Raw genomic sequence first — 19,004 nt, 5'->3', positions numbered from 1 at the left:
CTTGGCACTCGCCTTCAAACGCCCACACTTATCGGCTGTTAGTTTTTAAAGAGCTGCCTTGCGGCACTACCTTTCGGTAGCTGCTGATACCGCGTTTGCAGTTATCAGCTGAGAGAGCGATTCTGGCATGGTTTTCAAATCCCTGTCAAATACTCGGCTATCTCGCTATTCGCTGACCGGTTTGGCTAAGAGGCTTGTTGCCTGCGTGCCGCTGCGTTCAGCGAAGACATCGACTGTAGCATGCTTTTTGGAGTGCAGTCAAAGCGCGCTCGCAAAAAGCAAATCAGGCAGATGAAGCGGTGGCGGCGCCTCGCTGTATCGATGCGAGCGAGAGGGCCACCGCCGCGCAGCCGGCCTCAGGATCGTCGGCACCGAGCACCTTGTCGATCTGCCCGGCCCAGCGCTTCGCGTCTGTTCGCAGCACGCGCTGTTTGATCGATGCGATCTGCGAGGGGTGCATCGAGAAGCTCCGCAACCCCATGGCCAGCAACAGTTCCGTGAAGGCCGGATCGCCCGCCATCTCCCCACACACGCTCACGCTCTTTCCGACCGCGCGAGCCTGCTGGATCGTCCGGTGGAGCAAGCCCAGCACGGCAGGGTGCCACGGGTCGTAGAGATGGGCTACCGCTTCGTCGGCACGGTCGATCGCCAAGGTGTACTGGATCAAGTCATTGGTGCCGATCGACACGAAGTCGAAGTGCCGCAGGAACGTGGGCAGCATCAACGCCGCCGCGGGCACCTCGATCATCGCGCCGACCTGCACGCTGGTGAAGGCCCGGCCCGCCTCGGTCAGTTGCTGCTTCGCGCGCGCCAGGGCTTCCAGCGTGTGCAGCACTTCGCTCAGGTGGGCAACCATCGGGATCAGCAGCTTGACCTGCCCGTAGGCGCTGGCCCGAAGAATCGCACGCAGTTGTTGCCTGAACATGCCAGGTTCCGACAGGCTCCAGCGGATCGCCCGCAGCCCGAGCGCCGGGTTCAACGCGTGCTCGTGGCGCAGTTCATTGGCCGACATGCGCTCGAGCGGCTTGTCGGCCCCGATGTCGACGGTGCGGATCGTCACCGGCAAGCCCTTCATCGACTCGACAGCCGCCCGGTAAGCTTCGAACTGCTCGTCTTCGCCGGGGAGTTCCCCGCCACGGTTCATGAAAAGGAACTCGCTGCGGAACAAGCCGACGCCGACGGCCCCCGCTTCGAGCGCCGCCGCCGCGTCGCCCGGCATTTCGATGTTGGCGAGCAGTTCTACCCGTTCACCGTCGAGCGTGACCGCCGGTGTGTGCCTGAGCCGTGCCAAGCGCTCACGGCCGAGTTCGCTCTGGCGCTGCCTGAACCGGTACTCCTCGAGCACGATCGACGACGGGTCGACGATCACGATCCCGGCATCGCCGTCGATCACGATCCAGTCGTCCTGGCGGATGATGCGGCTCGCTTCGCGCGCGCCCACCACGGCCGGGATGTCCATGCTGCGCGCCACGATCGCCGTGTGCGATGTCTTGCCACCCACGTCGGTGATGAACCCGGTGAACACGCTGCGCTTGAACTGCAGCATGTCGGCCGGCGCGATGTCGTTGGCCACCAGCACCAGCGGGTCTTCGCCAGCGAAGTCGCGGGCCCGCACGCCCGGCGCCGGCGCATACGACGAAGCCGCCCCGCGCGCCATGGCGCGCAGCATGCGTTCCACCACCTGCTCGAGGTCGGCCTTTCGCTCGCGGAGGTATTCGTCTTCCATCTCGTCGAACTGGCGCGCCAGCACTTCGAGTTGCGCCGACAAGGCCCATTCAGCGTTGTAGTGGCGCTCCCGGATCCAGTGTTTGGTCGCGCCGGTGAGCGTGTCGTCGTGCAGCAGCATCAGGTGCACGTCGAGCAGGGCCGAGAGTTCGGCCGGCGCTTCGGCCGGCATGTCGCGCTGCAACGCCCCGAGCTCCGCCGCCACCGCATCGCGCGCCACGCGCAGGCGGTCGATTTCCGCCTCGACGCGCTCGTCGTCGATGAAGTAGTGCGCCACGTCGACACGGCTCGACGCGATCAGCACCGCGCGGCCGATCGCGACGCCGCGTGACACGGGCAGACCGAAGACCTGAAAGCTCATGCGGTCGATGCTAGCAGCGGGCTCCTCGCCTTCACATCGGTACATCTGACAGGTCCCGGCAAGAAGGCCGGGTGAGGACCGGCGTTCACGGTCTGGTCACACCACCTTCACGGCGGCGTCACCGGGGGTCACGAACATCCCCCGGAAATCAACACACGAGATTGCGCCATGAGAGAACTGCCACTCCCCACACTCCCGATTTCCGGCCTGGGTGCCCCGCAAGCGCCGCGGAGGTCACTTCATCGACCAGCCCACCGCGATGACCACACTTCGAGCGACAAGCCCCGTTTCGAGGTGGTTTGGGCTCGCGATGAGAAAGACGTTCTTCAAGCCCAGCAGCTGAGGCACCTCGTGTTCGTGGATGAGATGGGCGCACGCCTGGCGGTTCCACCGGGCTCGCCGCCCGGCCACGACATCGACGTGTTCGACCCGTACTGCGAGCACCTGCTGGTCCGGGCCCAGACCAGCGGCAACGAGCCCGGCCCCGTGATCGGCACCTACCGCGTTCTCACGCCCGCTTCTGCCCGCCGCGTGGGTGGCCTGTACAGCGACACCGAGTTCGACCTCACCCGGCTGCGCCCCCTGCGCGCAAAGATGGTGGAGCTGGGCCGCTCGTGCGTGCACCCTTCGTGGCGCTCGGGCGGCGTGATCATGGCGCTGTGGGGCGCGCTCGCCGAATTCATGCAGCGCAACCAGCTCGACACGATGGTCGGGTGCGCGAGCGTCGGCATGCGCGATGGTGGCCATTTCGCGGCGAGCCTGTGGCATCAATTGCGAGAGACAAACTTGGCGCCGATCGAATGGCGGGTCGAGCCGCGCCTGGCGCTGCCCGTGGCCGACCTGCGCCACGACCTCGATGTGGACCCGCCCGCCCTCATCAAGGGCTACCTGCGCTGCGGCGCCAAGGTGCTCGGCCCGCCGGCCTGGGACCCCCACTTCAACACCGCCGACCTGCCGATGCTGATGCGCATCGAAGACCTGCCGGCGCGGTATCGCCGGCATTTTCTGGGGCCTTGAGCCGGCGCGGCTTGTTGCGGCGGCTTACTGGCCTTCGCCGAACTTGTCGTTGATCAGCGCGGTCAGGGCTGCCAGCGCCGCTTCTTCGTCGGGGCCATCGACCTCGATCTCGACGACGCTGCCGATGCCGGCGGCCAGCATCATCACACCCATGATGCTTTTGGCGTTCACGCGCCGGTCGTTGCGGCTCATGAACACGTCGCTCTTGAAGCTGCCGGCCAGCTTGGTGAGCTTGGCCGATGCGCGTGCGTGCAGGCCGAGCTTATTGCTGATGCTGATGCTTGTCTTGATCATTTCCGCCCGGTTTGAAAGTCTGGTTCTGCGGCTTAGTCGTCGCCACTTGCATCACGCCCTGCGCGGCGCCGGCCATGGCGCGCGTGATCACCGCCTCAAGCGATTCGCCGGAATAGCACAACGAACGCCACAGCATCGGCACGTTCACGCCCGCGATCACGCGCACCTGCACGCCGTCGCCCAGGCGCTGGGCCACGTTGCATGGCGTGGCGCCGAAGACGTCGGTGAAGATCAGCGCCTCGGGCGAGCGAACCCGGGCCAGGATCTCGCGGGCGCGTGCTTCGACCTCTTCGACAGGCATGTCGGCCGGCACGTCGAGCGCTTCGAGCACGCGCGCGCAGTCGGGGAATGCGTGTTCGGCCACGTTCTTGAGCGCCGAAGCCATCGGCGCGTGGGCAATGATCATGAGTCCGGGCATGGCGGGAAGTTATCAGCAGTTCAGCGGGAAAGCGCCGTTTTGTGCCGCTCTGCGAGCTCGTCACGACTCAAAAACCACACATAAGAGAGCGCGCAGCAGCACGCCAACAACGCAACAGCCATGCGATACGCCGACAGGGTGCTCCATCCGTTCGCACGACACAGGTCGATGACCAGACCCATGCCCCACTGCACCACGAAGATCCCGAGAAACACCACCAGGTTGTAGGCCGAAAGCGCCCGGCCGGCGAGTTCAGCACGAAACGCCTGCCCGACCGCGGGCTGCGACAGCGCGACCACCGAGGAGCCCGCGCAGAACATCACCCAGACCCAGGCGGTGGCCTGCGCGCCCATCAACACCGCCAGCAGCAGCGCCAGCAGGCTCAAAGGGGCTGCGACGGCGATCGCGCGCTGGGCGGTCCAGCCCCGCGCGTGCAGTTTCGGGACCACGACACCCCAGGCCATGAAGCTGAGCAGCATCGCCACGTTGATGGCGAACAAGCCCTGTGCCGCCTGCGCCGGCGTCCAGCCGCACACCTGCACCAACCACGGCCCCGCCCACAAGGACTGCACGGCGATCAGGCCGCCATAGTGAAAGAAGCCCATCGGCGCGAACCGAACAAAGGTCGGGTGCGCCCAGACTTCGGCGTACCCGCCCCGGTTCGCGGCCACCGCCGCGCCCGCCGCGGGCGCGTCGCGCGGGACGAGCAGAAAGATGCCGACTGTCGCCAGGCAGATGCAGGCGGCGATGGCCCAGAACAGGCCACGCCAGCCGATCAGCGGCAGCAGCCACTGCACGGGCAGGGTCGACGCCACCATGCCCATCGAGCCGGCCATCAGCATCCAGGAGTTGGCACGCATCTGCGCCGCGGCCGAAAAACGCCGCCGAAAGGTCGTGAGCGGCGCCATCAAACACGCGCTCACGCCGACGCCGATCAAGGCACGCGCCAGCGTGAGCCCGACGAAGTTGTGCGCCATCGCGAACGCCGCACAGCCGAGGACCGCAGCGCCCAGAAAAACCAGCAGCACACGCCGCGGCCCGAAGCGGTCGAGCGCGCTGCCCAGCGGCAGCTGGGTGCTCGCAAAGCCGAGAAAGTAGGCGCCGGCCAGCAAGCCGAGGTCGGCCGAATTCAAGCCGAGTTCGGCGCTGAAGTGCGGCGCGAGCGTGGCGGTCACGCCGCGCACCAGGGCCGAGAAGAAGTAGGCGAACGCAAAGCTCAGAAACACCCACACCGCCGCCGTCGGCGGGAGCAGTGCGCTCCCGTGGAGCCCGCGTTCGTCGCTCATGCCGGAAACCTGAAGCCCGCGAAGAAGACCTCGTTCGCTTCGGCCGCAGGCGTGGCGCCGATCACGCTGCCCTGGTAAACACGCAAGCCTTTCGCAAAGAACACCGCTTGCGCCTGCACGGCCGCACCGTCGGGCAGGCGCCCTGCGGCCGACACGCGCACCGCTTCGGCGTTCGGCGTCATGCCGGGCACACGCGCCGGCACGACCGCGGGCTGCAGCGCCTGCACGTTGCGAAGCGCGGCCGCGCGCAACTCCGCCAGCGCGGTGCCCACCCGGGCCGGATCGGGCACATCGACAAAACTCAGCGCGTAGGTGGCGCCGGCGGCCGGGCACACCAGCATCTCCATCTTCAGCTTCGAGCCCCCGAGTTCGACGGTGCGCGCGTGGCGGTCGGGGCGGCACGGGAACATCGCGACGACACCGCTGCCTTCGGCCGCTGTCTCGCGCCAGTCGAGCGCGGGCGAGCAGGCGCTCAGGCCCATCAGGGCAAGCGAAATCGGCAAGGCGGCCATCCAGTTCATCAGCGCATTATCCCGAGCATCCGCGAGCGGATGCCGGCCGCACAATCGTTCGCATGAGCCCAGACAGCCCGACCCCGCCGAACCTGCCGCTGCGCGGCGTGCGTGTCCTCGACCTCTCGCGCGTGCTCGCCGGGCCGTGGTGCACGCAGACGCTGGCCGACCTGGGCGCCGACGTCATCAAGGTCGAGCGCCCGCCGGGCCCGGGCAGCAGCGGCGGCGACGACACCCGCGGCTGGGGCCCGCCCTTTCTCAAGGGCACCGACGGCAACGACACCGCCGAGGCCGCCTACTACCTCGGCGCCAACCGCAACAAGCGTTCGATCACGGTCGACATCGCCAAGCCCGAAGGTCAGGCGCTGATCCGCCGCATCGCGTTGCAGAGCGATGTGTTCGTCGAGAACTACAAGGTCGGCGACATGGCGCGCTATGGCCTCGACGCCACGAGCCTGCTGGCGTTGAACCCGCGCCTGGTCTACTGCTCGGTCACCGGCTTCGGCCAGACCGGCCCGTACCGCGAACGCGCGGGCTACGACTACGCCATTCAAGGCATGGGTGGCCTGATGAGCGTGACCGGCCCGTCGCGCGCCGAGATCGCCGACGACGCCAGTGGCGGCGGCCCGCAGAAAGTCGGCGTGGCCGTGGCCGACCTGTTCACCGGCATGTACGCCACCACCGCGATCCTCGCCGCGCTGCGCCACCGCGACCTCACCGGCGAGGGCCAGGCCATCGACATGGCGCTGCTGGACACGCAGGTGGCGATGCTCGCCAATCTTGGCGCCAACTACCTCACCTCGGGCGCGGTGCCGCAGCGCATGGGCAACGCGCACCAGAACATCGTGCCATACCAGGTGTTCGAGGTGGCCGACGGGCACATGATCGTCGCCGTCGGCAACGACAGCCAGTTCGCCAAGTTCTGCGACGTGGCCGGCCAGCCCGAACTGGCGCGCGACCCGCGCTTCAACCGCAATGCCGAACGTGTGCGGCACCGCGCCGTGCTGGTGCCGCTGCTCGCGGCCTTCATGAAGACCCGGGCGCGTGCCGACTGGCTGGCCGCGCTCGAAGCGGCCAAGGTGCCGTGCGGCCCGATCAACGACCTGGCCGACGTTTTCGCCGACCCGCACGTGCAGGCGCGTGAGATGACGGTCGAGATGCCGCACCCGCTGTCGGGCAGCGTGCGGCTGGTGGCCAGCCCGATGAAGTTCTCGGCCACGCCGGTGCAATACCGGCGGCCACCGCCCCTGCTGGGGGAGCACACGGCGCAGATCCTCGCCGAGTTCGGCCTGAGCGAAGCCGAGGTCGGCGCGCTGCGCGCCACCCACACGATCTGATCTGCGCGGGGGTCGCAGGCACAAAGCTGACAATTGTGTCCAAAAGTGACAGATCGTGATTTATTCACTCCCCCGGCTCTGGGGAAAACCGCGTTCAGACGCTGGCGTGCGAACTTGCATGGCCACACACTCCTCTGACGGCCAGAACACGCCGAAATCACGACCCCATGGCGTGTCACTTGCACAATGACCCAGGAAAAGAGAATGGACATGTCGGACATCGGACGCCCCCCCGCAGCGCAAGGCGCCGCGCCCGCCGACGACAAATCACCCTCGCGCGAGCGTTGGGCCGAGCTGGTGGCGCAGATCGGCGTCGAGATCGCCGGCCCGCTGACGGCCGCGCTGGAGCGCATCAACTCGCTCACCAGCACCGGCAACATCGACCGCAAGGGCTTGCGCGCGCTGCGTGAAGAAGTCGAAAGCGCGCGCCGCGTCGGCATGATCGGCCAGCAGCTCACGCGTTTCGCGTCGGGCCGCATCCGCCAGTCGCACGAGCGCCTGCAACTGGCCGACGTGCTGGGCGGCGTGCTCGCGCACCGCGGCCGCGAAACGCAGGCGCGTGGCATCGTGCTCAAGCCCGAGCTGAAGCCGGCCGAAGTGCTGGTCGACGCGTCGCTGCTGTTCAGCCTGCTCAATTCCACGCTCGATTGGGCGTTGGCAGGCGCTCACTCTCAGATCGTGTTCTCGATCGACATCAAGGCTTGGCCCGCGAACGCGCGCCTGTCGTGCCGCTTTGCGCACCGCCCGCTCGACGAAGTGACCGACGTGGCCAGCGCCACGGCGCCGAGCGGGCTCGACTCGCTCACCTGGCGCCTGCTGGAGCAGACCGCGTGGACCATGGGGCTGATCGTCGAACGCAGCGAAGAAGGTGGTTTCACCACGCTCGTGCTCGAATTCCCGCGCACCGCCACCGACGAGGTCGAGGCCGTGAGCGCGATGGAGCTGAACGACGGCTTCTCGGTCTCGTCGCATTCGCAAGGCCTGGCCGGCAGCCACGTGCTGGTGGTGGCGTCGCGCCGCGACATGCGGCTGCAGATCCGCGACGCGCTGCGCGACATGAGCCTGATCGTCGACTTCGTCGGCACCATCGACGAAGCGGCGGCCTTCTGCCGCGAAGGCCTGCCGCATGCGATCGTCGTCGAGTCGATTCAGACTGGCGAGCGATTGGCGGCCCTGCGCGAAGAAATCCTCGGCGAAGTGCCTGATTTCGTGTTCATCGAGATCGTCGAAGAAGGCAACGCCTTCGAGATGTCGGGCTTCTCGGGCACCTCGATGGCCCGCGTCGGTCGCGACGTGCTCGCCACCTCGCTGCCTTCGGCCCTGCTGTTCGAGCTCTCGAAAGGGCTTTGACCGGCCAGGCGCCGCGGCGCCTGCCGCTCGCCTCACTTCAACGAACCGAACACCTTTCCCAGGATCGCACTGCCGGTGCCGATCGGGTCCTGGCGGATCTTGCGTTCTTCTTCGCCGATCATCAGGTACAGGCCGTCGAGCGCCTTGCGGGTGACGTATTGCTGCACGTTGGCGTCTTCCTTCTTCACGAGGCCGAGGCCCGAGACCTTGCCGGCGACCCGGTTGTACTTGTCGGCCAGCGAGACTTTCTCGGTCGCCTTGGTCACGATCGGCAGGAACTTCAGGCCCAGCGGCTTGCGCGTCTTGTCGGCGAAGAAGTCGGTGACCGAGTTGTCACCGCCGCGAATCAGGCGCGTGGCGTCGCTCACGCTCATCGCCTTCACCGCGCTCACGAGCAGCGCCTTGGCTTCGGGCACCGCCGCTTCGGCAGCACGGTTCATCGCGGTCACGAGTTCGTCGACGCGCTTTTGCTGGCCGGTGGCCCTGAGCAGCTTTTCGGCGTCGTGCAGGAAGCCGGGCAACGGGATGCGCACTTTCGGGTTGTCGAGAAAGCCGCCGCTCTTGCCGAGCAGGCCGACCGCCGCGACCGCACCCCGTTCGAGCGCAGCACGCACGCCGAGCGTGGCGTCGCCTTCGCTGAGGCCGGCCGCTTCGGCATGGCCGGCCAGCGCCCACAGCCCCCCGAGGGAAACGACGCCTGACGTAAACTTTCTGCGCTGCATGAAAGACCTCCTGTGAACAAGACTGCCCGATTCTGCGCTGCTGCCATTGTCGCGTTGGGCCTCGCTGCGGCGGCGTATTTCGCCAGTGTGGGCAAGGCGGTGAACGCTCCGAACGTGGCCTACACGCTGCTCGACGGCACACGCTCGAACGTCGAAAGCCTGCGCGGCAAGGTGGTGCTGGTCAACTTCTGGGCCACCAGTTGCACGACCTGCGTGCACGAGATGCCGCAGATCGTCGCCACGCATGAGAAGTTCAAGGCACGTGGCTTCGAGACGCTGGCCGTGGCGATGCGCTACGACCCGCCGGCCTACGTGATCAACTTCGCCGAGACGCGCAAACTGCCTTTCGGCGTGGTCATCGACAACACCGGCGAGATCGCAAAGCGCTTCGACCAGGTTCAGCTCACGCCGACCACGGTGTTGATCAACCAGCGCGGCGAGATCGTGCAGCGTTATGTCGGCGAGCCCGACTTCGCGGCACTGCACCGCCTCGTCGAGACGCTGCTGGCACAAGGCTGAAAGGCGCCTAGCGCAGCCAGAACCAGAGCAGCGCAGCGAGCACGGCCACCTGGGGCAACCAGTCGCGCCAGTCACGCCACTCGAACCCCTCTTGCCCCGGCGCGCGAAAGTTGAACGGCCGCAGCACGTGGCGAAAAAAGGCGGTGCCGCGAAAACCACGCTGGCGGCGCAGCGCCTCGCCGATCGGCCGCGCACCCGGTGCGCGAAAACTGCGCAGGCGCGGCTCGAGCGCCAGCAGCAAAGGCATCGCGTCGGCGAGCGAAGGCGCCAGAACCGCGTGTCCGCAGCGTTTGCAGGCGGTCATCGACGTCGGGTCGAGCGCGTCGCCGCAGCCGCGGCACGGCCAGCTGACATGGCTCGCGTCGTCGGCCGGCAGCGGCAGGCCGTGGCGCACCATCACCGACGCCATCAGGCGCTGCAGGTCGAACACGACGAGCGGGCTGGCGCAGTGCCCGCACGCTTCGCTGCTGCCCGCAGGGACTGGCGCGCCGCAGTTCAGGCAGGTCAAGGGGCGTTGTTCGGTCTGCAGGGTGCGCCGGTCTCGCGCACCGAGCGGGCGGACCAGGCCACGCTCGGCGAGCAGCAGGCTGAAGCTCTGGTAGTGGCCGTGCCGGTTCGGGCACTCATGGCCCGCGCTGCGGCCGAAGCGCGTCAGCATGTGCACCGGCTTCAATTCGGCGCTGCAGCGCACGCAGGCCAGCGGCAGCCTCAGCTCGCCCGGCGGTGGCCCGCCCATCACGCTGTGCATCTGGCGCAGCAGGCCGATCCAGCCCAGGCCCGAGAGGCGCACCGATTCGAAAGCATCGAACCACACGAGGTGGCAGGTCGGGCAGAGATCGGTCTCGTGTTGCTGGCCGTAGTGGCCTTCGAGCGTGACCGGCTGCAACTCGCCCTTGCAGTGGGTGCAGGTCAGCGCGCGCGCCTTGACTGCACCCGCCTTCGCGGTGGTCGAAGAGGCCGGCTGCGCCCAGCTCACATCGCCCCGTCGACGCCCGCCGCTTCGGCCTGCTTGTCGGCGTGGTAGCTCGACCGCACCATCGCGCCGACGGCCGCGTGGGTGAAGCCCATCGCCGCGGCTTCGCGCTCGAACATCTTGAACGTATCGGGATGCACGTAGCGCCGCACCGGCAGGTGATGGCCGCTCGGCGCGAGGTACTGGCCGATGGTCAGCATGTCGATCTGGTGCGCGCGCATGTCGCGCATGACCTGCAGGATCTCTTCGTCGGTTTCGCCCAGGCCGACCATCACGCCGCTCTTGGTGGGCACGTGCGGCGCGAATTCCTTGAACCGCTTCAGCAGGTTCAGCGAGTAGGCGTAGTCGGAGCCGGGGCGGGCTTCCTTGTACAGGCGCGGCGCGGTCTCGAGGTTGTGGTTCATCACGTCGGGCGGCGCGGCTTTCAGGATCTCGAGCGCGCGGTCCATGCGGCCGCGGAAGTCGGGCGTGAGGATCTCGATCTTCGTCTCGGGCGACAGCTCGCGCGTGAGGCGGATGCAGTCGACGAAGTGGGCCGCGCCGCCGTCGCGCAGGTCGTCGCGGTCGACGCTCGTGATCACCACGTACTTCAGCTTCAGCGCGGCGATCGTCTTGGCGAGGTTCATCGGCTCGTCCACGTCGAGCGGGTCGGGCCGGCCGTGGCCGACGTCGCAGAACGGGCAGCGGCGCGTGCACTTGTCGCCCATGATCATGAAGGTGGCCGTGCCCTTGCCGAAGCATTCGCCGATGTTCGGGCACGAGGCTTCTTCGCACACCGTGTGCAGCTTGTGCTCGCGCAGGATGTTCTTGATCTCGTAGAAGCGCGTGCTCGGCGAACCGGCCTTCACGCGAATCCAGTCGGGCTTCTTCAGCGTTTCGGCCGGCACGATCTTGATCGGAATGCGCGCCGTCTTCGCCTGCGACTTCTGCTTGGCGGTGGCGTCGTAGCCGGCCGCGGGCGCGGCGTCTCGGGTCACGTTGGGGGTGCTCATGTGCGCTTTCCGGGTTGGCCCGTGTCGATCATTGGCTCAGCTGGTTCGCGAGCCGTGCACCGAGGATGGTGGCCACTTCGTCGCTCGAGACCTGAACCCCGATTGTAGAAAGGTCCACGGTCCGCAGGCCTTCGTACCCGCAGGGGTTGATGCCGGCGAAGGGTTGCAGGTCCATCGACACGTTCAGCGCCACGCCGTGGTAGGTGCAATGGCGGCTGACCTTGATGCCGAGGGCCGCAATCTTGCCCAGGCCCTCGAAGCGGTCGCGGCGCGGGCCGGTGAGCGCCGCGTGGCCGAACGGGTCGTCGAGCTTCACGTAGATGCCCGGTGCGCCCGGCACACGGTGGCCGGTGACGCCGACGTGTTCGAGCGTCTTCAGCACGGCTTGCTCGAGCCGGTAGACGTATTCCTTGACGTAGATGTTCAGCCGCTTCAGGTCGACCAGCGGGTAGGCCACCACCTGCCCCGGCCCGTGGTACGTGACCTGACCGCCGCGGTTGGTCTGCACGACCGGAATGCCGTGCGCTCGAAGCACATGTTCGGGTTTGCCGGCCAGCCCCTGGGTGTAGACCGGCGGGTGCTCGCAGAGCCAGATTTCATCGGGCGTACCGGCCGTGCGCGCTTCGGTGAAAGCACGCATCGTCGCAAGCAGGGGTTCGTAGTCGACCGCGCCCAGGCGATGCAACACCGGGGGCGCGGCGAGGACGCTCACAGCACCATCTTCACCATCGGGTGCGTGCTCAGCGTGCGGTACAACTCGTCGAGCTGCTCGCGGCTGGTGGCGGTGACGGTGACCGTCACACCCAGGTACTTGGCGCCCTTGCTCGGCCGCAACTCCACGCTCGCCGCATCGAAGGCCGGGTCGAAACGTTCGGCGATCAAGGTGATGGCGTGCACGAAACCATCGACGTTCAGGCCCATCACCTTGATGGGGAACTTCGACGGGTACTCGATCAGCGACTGTTCTGGCGGAATGTCTTGCATGGCGGTGTTCATGCACTCGGATATGGGGGCGCTGCGGCGCGGCACAACGCCGTGCCTGGCGGCTTGCTCAGATCGACTGCGTGGCCTTGACGCGCTGGTAGGCCTCGTAGAGCCGCGCATACACCGGCCCGGGCTTGCCGCGCAGGGCGCCGTGCCCGACCGGCTGGCTGTCGAGTGTGGTCACGGGCAGCAGCTCCTTGGTGGCCGAACTGAGCAGGATCTCGTCGGCCGAGAACACATCGGCCTCGGGGATCGGCCGCAGGTTGTAGGCAATGCCCACTTCTTCGCACAGCTCGCGGATCAGGTCGTAGCGAATGCCTTCGAGCACGTGCTCGCTCTTCGGCGGGCCGAGCAGCGCGCCTTCGTGCACGACCCACACGTTGCTGGCCGCCGCTTCGGTGAGGTGGCCAGCGCGGAACATGATGGTCTCAAGAGCGCCGTGATCGGCCGACAGCTGGCGCGCCAGCACGTTGCCGAGCAACGAGGTGCTCTTGATGTCGCCACGCTCCCAGCGGAAGTCGCGCGCCGTCACGCAGCTCACGCCTTGGTGGCGCTGCTCGGGCGTGGCCGGCTTCATGGCGCTGCACATCATGAACACGGTGGGCTGCACGTCGGCCGGCATCACGTGGTCGCGCAGCGCCACGCCGCGGGTGATCTGGATGTAGACGATCTGGTCGGGGGCGCCGGTCTTGTCGATGAGCGCCGCCACCAGGGTGCGGCAACGCTCCAGCCACTCTTCGCGCGTGTGCGGGTTGGTGATGCGCAGCTTGGTGAGGCTGCGGTTCAGCCGCGCCATGTGTTCGTCGAAGCGGAACAGGCGCCCGCCATAGGCCGGCACCACTTCGTAGATGCCGTCACCGAAGATGAAGCCGCGGTCGAGCACCGAGACCTTGGCCAGGTGCAGCGGGCTGTACTCGCCGTTCAGGTAACACAGGGTATCGGGCAGGGTTTGCATGGTCGGCTCCAGCGTGTGGGCGAAGACTACTTGATCCAGAGCCGCAGGGCGTCCCAGGCGCGACCGATGACCCCGGCCTGCTCGACCGGCTCGAGCACCACCAGCGGCAAATCGAGCACCGGCGCCCCCGAGGTCGTGCTGACCTTGATCGTGCCCACACGCTGGCCCTTGGTGAGCGGCGCCACCAGCGGGTCGGTGCGCTCGATCTTCGTCTGCAGCTTGCCACCCTCGCCTTTGGGCACGCTCACGAACAGGCCACCGGACGCGCCGAGCTTGACCTCGTTGGCCTTGCCCTTCCAGATGGGTGGCGTGACCATCGGCTTGGCGTCGTCGAACAGGCGCACGGTGTCGAAGGCCTGGTAACCCCAGTTCAGCAGCTTCTGGCTTTCGCTGGCACGCGCTTCCATCGAGGTGGTGTTCAGCACCACGGTCAGCAGGCGGCGCTTGCCCGGGCCCTTGCCGTCGGCACCGAGGTTCGGGAATTCACGCTGTGCGGTCGCGATCAGGCAATAACCGGCGGCGTCGGTGAAACCGGTCTTCAACCCGTCGACCGACGGGTCACGGCGCAGCAGCAGGTTGCGGTTCGGCTGGTTGATGTTGTTGTACTTGTATTCCTTGATCGCGTAGTAGGCGAAGAACTCCGGGTAGTCGCGGATCACGTGCGTGGCGATCACGGCCAGGTCGCGCGCCGTGCTGCGGTGGCCGGCTTCGGTGAGGCCGGTCACGTTCTTGAACACCGTGTTCTTCAGGCCGAAGGCCACGGCCTGGCGGTTCATCATCGCGACGAACTGCTCCAGCGTGCCGCCCACCGCCTCGGCCAGCACCACGGCCGCGTCGTTGCCCGACTGCACGATCTCGCCCTTGAGCAGCTCGTCGACCGTGGGCGTCATCGTGGTGTCGATGAACATCAGCGAGCCGCCGGCCTTGCGCTCGTCCCACGCACGCTTCGACACCGGCAGCTTCTGCTCCAGCGTGAGCTTCTTGTCGTGGATGGCGGTGAACACCACGTACAGGCTCATCAGCTTGGTCAGAGAAGCCGGGTCGGCCGAGGCATCGGCGTCGCGCTCGGCCAGCGTCTGGTTGCTCGTCATGTCGAGCACGAGAAAGTGTTTGGCGGCCACTTCGGGCGGCTGCGGCGCCTGGGCGAAGACGGCGCTGCTGAACAGTGCGGCGAAAGCGAGAGAGAACAAGCGTTTCATTGACATACCGTTGAGGGATACAGAGGCGGGCGTTGCATGGCTTGCCATGCAGCGCATCGAAGGATGCACGCTGCGGGTCAGAGCGGAACGCGGGGCTGCAGTTCCTGCACGATCACGGTTTTCAGCAGCGCGAGCTGGCCGTGGAAAAAATGGCCGACGCCGGGGAACACGATCACCGGCAGGTTCTGTGGCCGCGCCCAGGCCAGCGTGGCCGTGAGCGGCACCACCTCATCGCTTTCGCCGTGGATCACCAGCGTGTCGGCCGGCACCGCGGCCATCTGCTGGCGTTCGGTGGACGGGCCGACGAGCACGAGCCGCTGCGGCTTGGCGCCCTCGGGCAGGCGCGCTGCCGCAGCCGATGCGACGTAGGCGCCGAACGAGAACCCGGCCAGCATCAACGGCGCGGCCGGGTCGCGGTGGGCTTCGATCACGGCCAGCGCGTCGTCGACCTCGCCCACACCTTCGTCCCACGCGCCCTGCGACGCGCCGACACCGCGGAAGTTGAACCGCACGCTGCGCCAGCCGAGCTGCACGAAAGCGCGCGCGAGTGTCTGCGCCACCTTGTTGTCGAGCGTGCCGCCGTGCTGCGGGTGCGGGTGGCAGACCACGGCCACGCCGCGCGGCGCACCGGCGGGCGCGTCGATGGCACATTCGACGTCGCCGGCCGGGCCTTGGATGCGGGTGCGAACGGTGCTGGAATTCATCGGTGCCTCAACGGCCCACGCTCGGCGGCAGCAACAGCCGCTCGACGACCTGGCCGTTCTTGAGGTGCGAGTCGACGATCTCGTCGATGTCGTGCTTGTCGACAAAGGTGTACCAGACGGCTTCGGGGTAGACCACGGCCACCGGCCCGCCGGCGCAGCGGTCCAGGCAGCCGGCCTTGTTGACGCGCACGCCGCCCGGGCCGCTGAGCTTCTCGCCCTTGACGCGTGACTTGCAGTGGTCGAAGCCGGCCTGCGCGCCGTGGTTGCTGCAGGCGTCTTCGCCCTTGTCGCGCTGGTTGAGGCAGAAGAAGATGTGGCGCTGGTAGTAGCTCATCAGCGCATTTTAAGAGGCGCACCGATGCGCGCCTTTTGCCGTCACCCTTCTTCGCGCGCGCCCAGCCGCGCCAGCAGGTAGACGATGGCGGCATACGGCCAGAGCCAGCCGACCCAGCGCGCGGCACCGTGAAACCGGATGAAACGGCCTTGTTCCCAGGCCTGCAGGCTTTGGGCGAAATACGGGTCCGACGGTGCCTGCGCCACGAACACCACCAGCGCCGTCAAGACCATCAGGCCGAGCCCGGCCGCCGCACGCCGCGGCACCCAGCTGAGCGCCGCGGCCAGTGCCGCGCTGAAACCGAACGCCGCCATGGCTTGCGGGGTGCTCCAGCCCAGCGCGTGCTGCGGGCCGAAGTTGAGCGCGGTCGACAGGGTGGTCGCCAGGCCGCCGAGCAGTGCGGCACCGACCACCAGCACAAAGCGGCGCCAGCCCCGCTGCGCCACCACGAAGGCCACGAGGCAGGGCGCGAGCAGGCCGAGCGCGATCAGCGAAAACTCGCCGCCGGGCGAGAGCGCGGTGCGCTGCAACTCGGCGTCGAGCCAGCTCTCGAACCAGGGGGCGACCGGCGTGTCCTGCACCAGCCCGGCCACCCCTTCCTGCACCCGCGCCAGCACCTGCCCCAGACCCAGCGGCACCGGCAACGGGAACAGCAACCCGAAGGGCCACAACAACAGCAGAGCGATACCGCCCGCGCTGCGGCCGATGAACCAGCGGTCGCGCGCGAGCTGCCAGCGCTCGACACCGCCCCGCACGTGCACGACCGAACCGATCAGCGCACCGATCAGCGCACCGACCGTGTTGAGCGCGAAGTCGAGGTTCGAGGCGACCCGGTTGGGCAGGAAGTTCTGCAGGAATTCCATCGTGAACGACAAGCCTGCACCGATCAGCACCGCGAGCTGCAAGGCCCGCCGCGGCGCCGTGCCCGTGCGCACCAGTGCGCCGAAAGCGAGCGCCCCGAGCGGCATGTAGCCGACGAGGTTGGCCACCAGATCGAAGCCGGTCCACCAGCGCGGCCAGGGCGCGACCACAAACGCCAGCAAGGACGCGCCGGGCACGCGCCAGCCCGAAAACGGGTACAGGCTGGCATACACGATCAGCGCGCCGAACAGCAGTGCCAGCGGCGTGGCCGAGCTGCGGTGGCGTGCCATGGTGTCGCTGCTCAGAACGGCTTGACGACCACCAGAATGACGATCGCGGCGAACAGCAGCACGGCCGACTCGTTGAAGACGCGGAACCAGCGCTCGCTGCGCTTGTTGCTGAACTGCTCGAAGCTGCGCAGCAACGAACGGCAGGCGTGGTGGTAGCCGACTGCCAGCAGCACCAGCACGATCTTCGCGTGCAGCCAACCGCCGCCCCAGGCTTTCATGTTGGAGAGCCACAGCCACAGGCCCAGGCCCACCGCCGGGATCATCAACAGGCTCGCGAAGCGGTACAGCTTGCGCGCCATCAACAAGAGGCGCTCGCGCTCGGCGTGGCTGTCGGCCGGAACGGCACACAGGTTCACGAACAGGCGCGGCAGGTAGAACAAACCGGCGAACCAACTCGCGACGAAGACGATGTGAAAAGCTTTGATCCAGAGCATCGCGGCATTATCGCCGTGGGGCAATCGCGAGCTCGGCCAGTAGAAAAGCCCTGGCCATGCGGCCAGGGCTTGAAATGCCTATTCGCTGTCACACGGCAAGGCACCTGCTCAGGGAGGAAAAGCAGGGAACAACAGCCTTGCAGCTATCATTCACTGCCTACTTTAGCAGATGCGGCGTGATTTACTACCGCATTGCTGCCGTCAGCCAACCCGCGATCCACGCCCGGTTTCGAGCACGAAGTTTCACGACGAAAACGTCGCGAGCAAGCCGGTGCGCTCAACCTGAAACGCGCCCGATGCACACACCCGCACCCTACCCTGCCAACCGCCCGCGCCGCCTGCGCCGCGACGCATTCACCCGTGCGCTGGTGCGCGAGAACCAGGTGCTCGCATCCGACCTGATCCTGCCGGTGTTCGTGCTCGACGGCCACGGTGTATCGCAAGACGTGAAGTCGATGCCCGGTGTTCAGCGCCTCACGCTCGACCGCCTGTTCCCGGTGGCCGAAGAATGCGTGCGGCTGGGCATCCCGGTGATGGCGCTGTTCCCCGTGCTCGAAGCGTCGCTCAAGACCGAAGACGGCCGCGAAGCGCTCAACCCGAAAGGCCTGGTGCCGACCGTCGTGCGCGCGCTGAAAGACCGCTTTCCCGAACTCGGTGTGATGACCGACGTGGCGCTCGACCCCTTCACCACGCACGGCCAGGACGGCCTGCTCGACCCCACCGGCTACATCCTGAACGACGAAACCGTGGCCATGCTGACGCAGCAGGCGCTGGTGCAGGCCGAGGCCGGCGTCGACATCGTGGCGCCGAGCGACATGATGGACGGCCGCATCGGTGCCATCCGCTCGGCGCTCGAGGCGCGCGGGCTGATTCACACCCGCATCATGGCCTACAGCGCCAAGTACGCGAGCGCCTTCTACGGCCCTTTCCGTGACGCCGTGGGCTCGGCCGCGAACCTGGGCAAGGGCAACAAGAAGGTCTACCAGATGGACCCGGCCAACACCGACGAAGCGCTGCGCGAAGTGGCGCTCGACCTGGCCGAAGGCGCCGACATGGTGATGGTCAAACCCGGCATGCCCTACCTCGACATCGTGCGCCGCGTGAAAGATGAGTTCAGGGTGCCGACCTTCGCCTACCAGGTGAGCGGCGAATACGCCATGCTGAAGGCCGCGGCGCAGAACGGCTGGCTCGACCACGACGCGGTGATGATGGAGAGCCTGCTCGCCTTCAAGCGCGCCGGGGCCGACGGCGTGTTGAGCTACTTCGCGCTCGAGGCCGCGCGCCTGTTGAAGGCCGGCTGAGCCTGCGGCCGCCGATGCGCGTCTTCCACATCGACGGTGACCAGTTCACCGAACTCGACACGCTGCCCGAAGAAGCGCCGGCCAGCGGCTACCTGTGGGTCGGCAGCGCGCGCCGCGAGTTCGAGGTCAACAGTGCGCTGCTGCAGGCCGCGCTGCAGCGCTGGACCGGCGGGCAACTCGTCGACCTGCACATCTCCGACCTGCTGAACAACCAGCTGCCCTCGCACTTCGACTACACCTCGTGGTACGACCTGATGGTTTTTCGCCGCCTCGCCGCCGGCGCCGGCTCGTCGTCGCTGTTCATCGACGACAGCAAGGGCACGGCGAGCAGCGCGCGCGCCGCGCTGGCCGCCATCGACACCAGCCCGGTCGGCTTCGCGGTGTTCGACAAGGTGCTGCTCACGGTGCACCCGGCCGACTGCATGGTGCGCGAATT

The 19,004-nt window shown here is 67.4% G+C and carries 21 protein-coding genes and 1 pseudogene; 6 read left to right on the top strand and 16 right to left on the bottom strand.

The window, feature by feature from the left end; translation table 11 throughout:
- Positions 1 to 283: 283 nt before the first annotated feature.
- Positions 284 to 2,086 (bottom strand): phosphoenolpyruvate--protein phosphotransferase, encoded by a 1,803-nt coding sequence (gene ptsP, locus AC30PD_RS03115; protein WP_489534178.1) that lies wholly within the window; start codon positions 2,084 to 2,086, stop codon positions 284 to 286.
- 168 nt (positions 2,087 to 2,254) lie between these two features.
- Here ptsP and AC30PD_RS03110 point away from each other — a divergent pair, with 168 nt between their 5' ends.
- On the top strand, positions 2,255 to 3,103 hold the full coding sequence (locus AC30PD_RS03110) for a GNAT family N-acetyltransferase (RefSeq protein WP_489534177.1): 849 nt from the start codon (positions 2,255 to 2,257) through the stop codon (positions 3,101 to 3,103).
- Between the two features lie 24 nt (positions 3,104 to 3,127).
- On the opposite strand, the gene AC30PD_RS03105 is transcribed toward AC30PD_RS03110, so the two are convergent.
- The 4 genes from AC30PD_RS03105 to AC30PD_RS03090 are packed head-to-tail and all read right to left on the bottom strand — an operon-like array spanning position 3,128 to position 5,622.
- Positions 3,128 to 3,397 carry an HPr family phosphocarrier protein gene (locus AC30PD_RS03105; protein ID WP_489534176.1) on the bottom strand — a complete coding sequence of 90 codons (270 nt, stop codon included), beginning with the start codon at positions 3,395 to 3,397 and terminating at the stop codon, positions 3,128 to 3,130.
- Positions 3,366 to 3,815 carry a PTS sugar transporter subunit IIA gene (locus tag AC30PD_RS03100; protein ID WP_489534175.1) on the bottom strand — a complete coding sequence of 150 codons (450 nt, stop codon included), beginning with the start codon at positions 3,813 to 3,815 and terminating at the stop codon, positions 3,366 to 3,368. Before AC30PD_RS03100 ends, AC30PD_RS03105 begins: the two co-directional genes overlap by 32 nt.
- Positions 3,816 to 3,835: 20 nt before the next feature.
- Positions 3,836 to 5,101 carry an MFS transporter gene (locus tag AC30PD_RS03095; protein ID WP_489534174.1) on the bottom strand — a complete coding sequence of 422 codons (1,266 nt, stop codon included), beginning with the start codon at positions 5,099 to 5,101 and terminating at the stop codon, positions 3,836 to 3,838.
- On the bottom strand, positions 5,098 to 5,622 hold the full coding sequence (locus tag AC30PD_RS03090) for a hypothetical protein (protein ID WP_489534173.1): 525 nt from the start codon (positions 5,620 to 5,622) through the stop codon (positions 5,098 to 5,100). The genes AC30PD_RS03095 and AC30PD_RS03090 overlap by 4 nt, the downstream gene beginning before the upstream one ends.
- A 53-nt stretch (positions 5,623 to 5,675) precedes the next feature.
- On the opposite strand from AC30PD_RS03090, the gene AC30PD_RS03085 reads away from it, so the two are divergent.
- A complete protein-coding gene (locus tag AC30PD_RS03085; protein ID WP_489534172.1) occupies positions 5,676 to 6,950 on the top strand; it encodes a CaiB/BaiF CoA transferase family protein in 1,275 nt (424 codons plus the stop codon).
- Positions 6,951 to 7,154: 204 nt separating this feature from the next.
- Positions 7,155 to 8,300, top strand: a complete 1,146-nt coding sequence (locus AC30PD_RS03080) for a hypothetical protein (RefSeq protein ID WP_489534171.1) — start codon at positions 7,155 to 7,157, stop codon at positions 8,298 to 8,300.
- 32 nt (positions 8,301 to 8,332) lie between these two features.
- Here AC30PD_RS03080 and AC30PD_RS03075 read toward each other — a convergent pair whose 3' ends face one another.
- A complete protein-coding gene (locus AC30PD_RS03075; RefSeq protein ID WP_489534170.1) occupies positions 8,333 to 9,022 on the bottom strand; it encodes a DUF4197 domain-containing protein in 690 nt (229 codons plus the stop codon).
- A 12-nt stretch (positions 9,023 to 9,034) separates the two neighbouring features.
- On the opposite strand from AC30PD_RS03075, the gene AC30PD_RS03070 reads away from it, so the two are divergent.
- Positions 9,035 to 9,541, top strand: coding sequence for a TlpA family protein disulfide reductase (locus AC30PD_RS03070; RefSeq protein WP_489534169.1), 507 nt, complete (start codon positions 9,035 to 9,037; stop codon positions 9,539 to 9,541).
- A gap of 7 nt (positions 9,542 to 9,548) precedes the next feature.
- Here AC30PD_RS03070 and AC30PD_RS03065 read toward each other — a convergent pair whose 3' ends face one another.
- The 10 genes from AC30PD_RS03065 to AC30PD_RS03020 all read right to left on the bottom strand — a co-directional run bounded on the left by AC30PD_RS03065 (position 9,549) and on the right by AC30PD_RS03020 (position 17,267).
- The gene (locus AC30PD_RS03065; RefSeq protein WP_489534168.1) at positions 9,549 to 10,517 is read right to left on the bottom strand and encodes a TFIIB-type zinc ribbon-containing protein; all 969 of its coding nucleotides are present in this window, start codon (positions 10,515 to 10,517) and stop codon (positions 9,549 to 9,551) included.
- Entirely contained in the window at positions 10,514 to 11,506 is a 993-nt protein-coding gene (gene lipA, locus AC30PD_RS03060) for a lipoyl synthase (protein WP_489534167.1), read from the bottom strand. The genes AC30PD_RS03065 and lipA overlap by 4 nt, the downstream gene beginning before the upstream one ends.
- A gap of 28 nt (positions 11,507 to 11,534) precedes the next feature.
- On the bottom strand, positions 11,535 to 12,218 hold the full coding sequence (gene lipB / locus AC30PD_RS03055; protein WP_489534166.1) for a lipoyl(octanoyl) transferase LipB: 684 nt from the start codon (positions 12,216 to 12,218) through the stop codon (positions 11,535 to 11,537).
- Complete coding sequence (locus AC30PD_RS03050) at positions 12,215 to 12,490, bottom strand: YbeD family protein (RefSeq protein WP_489534179.1); 276 nt, start codon at positions 12,488 to 12,490, stop codon at positions 12,215 to 12,217. The genes lipB and AC30PD_RS03050 overlap by 4 nt, the downstream gene beginning before the upstream one ends.
- A gap of 67 nt (positions 12,491 to 12,557) precedes the next feature.
- Positions 12,558 to 13,445, bottom strand: a complete 888-nt coding sequence (locus AC30PD_RS03045) for a D-amino acid aminotransferase (protein ID WP_489534165.1) — start codon at positions 13,443 to 13,445, stop codon at positions 12,558 to 12,560.
- Positions 13,446 to 13,471: 26 nt separating this feature from the next.
- Entirely contained in the window at positions 13,472 to 14,644 is a 1,173-nt protein-coding gene (locus AC30PD_RS03040; RefSeq protein ID WP_489534164.1) for a D-alanyl-D-alanine carboxypeptidase family protein, read from the bottom strand.
- 77 nt (positions 14,645 to 14,721) lie between these two features.
- Positions 14,722 to 15,348 carry an alpha/beta hydrolase gene (locus tag AC30PD_RS03035; RefSeq protein WP_489534163.1) on the bottom strand — a complete coding sequence of 209 codons (627 nt, stop codon included), beginning with the start codon at positions 15,346 to 15,348 and terminating at the stop codon, positions 14,722 to 14,724.
- Positions 15,349 to 15,355: 7 nt separating this feature from the next.
- On the bottom strand, positions 15,356 to 15,682 hold the full coding sequence (locus AC30PD_RS03030) for a (2Fe-2S) ferredoxin domain-containing protein (RefSeq protein WP_489534162.1): 327 nt from the start codon (positions 15,680 to 15,682) through the stop codon (positions 15,356 to 15,358).
- Between the two features lie 41 nt (positions 15,683 to 15,723).
- Positions 15,724 to 16,833, bottom strand: a complete 1,110-nt coding sequence (locus tag AC30PD_RS03025; protein WP_489534161.1) for a VanZ family protein — start codon at positions 16,831 to 16,833, stop codon at positions 15,724 to 15,726.
- 11 nt (positions 16,834 to 16,844) lie between these two features.
- Positions 16,845 to 17,267 (bottom strand): CopD family protein, encoded by a 423-nt coding sequence (locus AC30PD_RS03020; protein WP_489534160.1) that lies wholly within the window; start codon positions 17,265 to 17,267, stop codon positions 16,845 to 16,847.
- A 296-nt stretch (positions 17,268 to 17,563) separates the two neighbouring features.
- Between AC30PD_RS03020 and hemB the strand changes: the two genes are divergently transcribed.
- Both hemB and AC30PD_RS03010 read left to right on the top strand, forming a co-directional pair.
- On the top strand, positions 17,564 to 18,568 hold the full coding sequence (gene hemB / locus AC30PD_RS03015; protein ID WP_489534159.1) for a porphobilinogen synthase: 1,005 nt from the start codon (positions 17,564 to 17,566) through the stop codon (positions 18,566 to 18,568).
- A 14-nt stretch (positions 18,569 to 18,582) separates the two neighbouring features.
- Positions 18,583 to 19,004 (top strand): annotated as a pseudogene (locus AC30PD_RS03010) (magnesium transporter CorA); the annotation flags it as partial.

Source organism: Rhizobacter sp. (assembly GCF_032229685.1).
GTDB lineage: Bacteria > Pseudomonadota > Gammaproteobacteria > Burkholderiales > Burkholderiaceae_C > LMDS01.
Note: the sequence above shows the minus strand (reverse complement) of the source record. Positions and strands in the feature narration are given on the sequence as shown.

Coding starts and splice junctions, on each gene's coding strand:
- AC30PD_RS03020 (WP_489534160.1), bottom strand. CDS start 17,267: ATGCTCTGGATCAAAGCTTTTCACATCGTCTTCGTCGCGAGTTGGTTC.
- AC30PD_RS03035 (WP_489534163.1), bottom strand. CDS start 15,348: ATGAATTCCAGCACCGTTCGCACCCGCATCCAAGGCCCGGCCGGCGAC.
- lipA (WP_489534167.1), bottom strand. CDS start 11,506: ATGAGCACCCCCAACGTGACCCGAGACGCCGCGCCCGCGGCCGGCTAC.
- hemB (WP_489534159.1), top strand. CDS start 17,564: ATGCACACACCCGCACCCTACCCTGCCAACCGCCCGCGCCGCCTGCGC.
- AC30PD_RS03105 (WP_489534176.1), bottom strand. CDS start 3,397: ATGATCAAGACAAGCATCAGCATCAGCAATAAGCTCGGCCTGCACGCA.
- AC30PD_RS03095 (WP_489534174.1), bottom strand. CDS start 5,101: ATGAGCGACGAACGCGGGCTCCACGGGAGCGCACTGCTCCCGCCGACG.
- AC30PD_RS03085 (WP_489534172.1), top strand. CDS start 5,676: ATGAGCCCAGACAGCCCGACCCCGCCGAACCTGCCGCTGCGCGGCGTG.
- AC30PD_RS03110 (WP_489534177.1), top strand. CDS start 2,255: ATGAGAGAACTGCCACTCCCCACACTCCCGATTTCCGGCCTGGGTGCC.
- AC30PD_RS03040 (WP_489534164.1), bottom strand. CDS start 14,644: ATGAAACGCTTGTTCTCTCTCGCTTTCGCCGCACTGTTCAGCAGCGCC.
- AC30PD_RS03100 (WP_489534175.1), bottom strand. CDS start 3,815: ATGCCCGGACTCATGATCATTGCCCACGCGCCGATGGCTTCGGCGCTC.
- AC30PD_RS03080 (WP_489534171.1), top strand. CDS start 7,155: ATGGACATGTCGGACATCGGACGCCCCCCCGCAGCGCAAGGCGCCGCG.
- AC30PD_RS03090 (WP_489534173.1), bottom strand. CDS start 5,622: ATGAACTGGATGGCCGCCTTGCCGATTTCGCTTGCCCTGATGGGCCTG.
- ptsP (WP_489534178.1), bottom strand. CDS start 2,086: ATGAGCTTTCAGGTCTTCGGTCTGCCCGTGTCACGCGGCGTCGCGATC.
- AC30PD_RS03075 (WP_489534170.1), bottom strand. CDS start 9,022: ATGCAGCGCAGAAAGTTTACGTCAGGCGTCGTTTCCCTCGGGGGGCTG.
- AC30PD_RS03045 (WP_489534165.1), bottom strand. CDS start 13,445: ATGCAAACCCTGCCCGATACCCTGTGTTACCTGAACGGCGAGTACAGC.
- AC30PD_RS03030 (WP_489534162.1), bottom strand. CDS start 15,682: ATGAGCTACTACCAGCGCCACATCTTCTTCTGCCTCAACCAGCGCGAC.
- AC30PD_RS03025 (WP_489534161.1), bottom strand. CDS start 16,833: ATGGCACGCCACCGCAGCTCGGCCACGCCGCTGGCACTGCTGTTCGGC.
- AC30PD_RS03050 (WP_489534179.1), bottom strand. CDS start 12,490: ATGCAAGACATTCCGCCAGAACAGTCGCTGATCGAGTACCCGTCGAAG.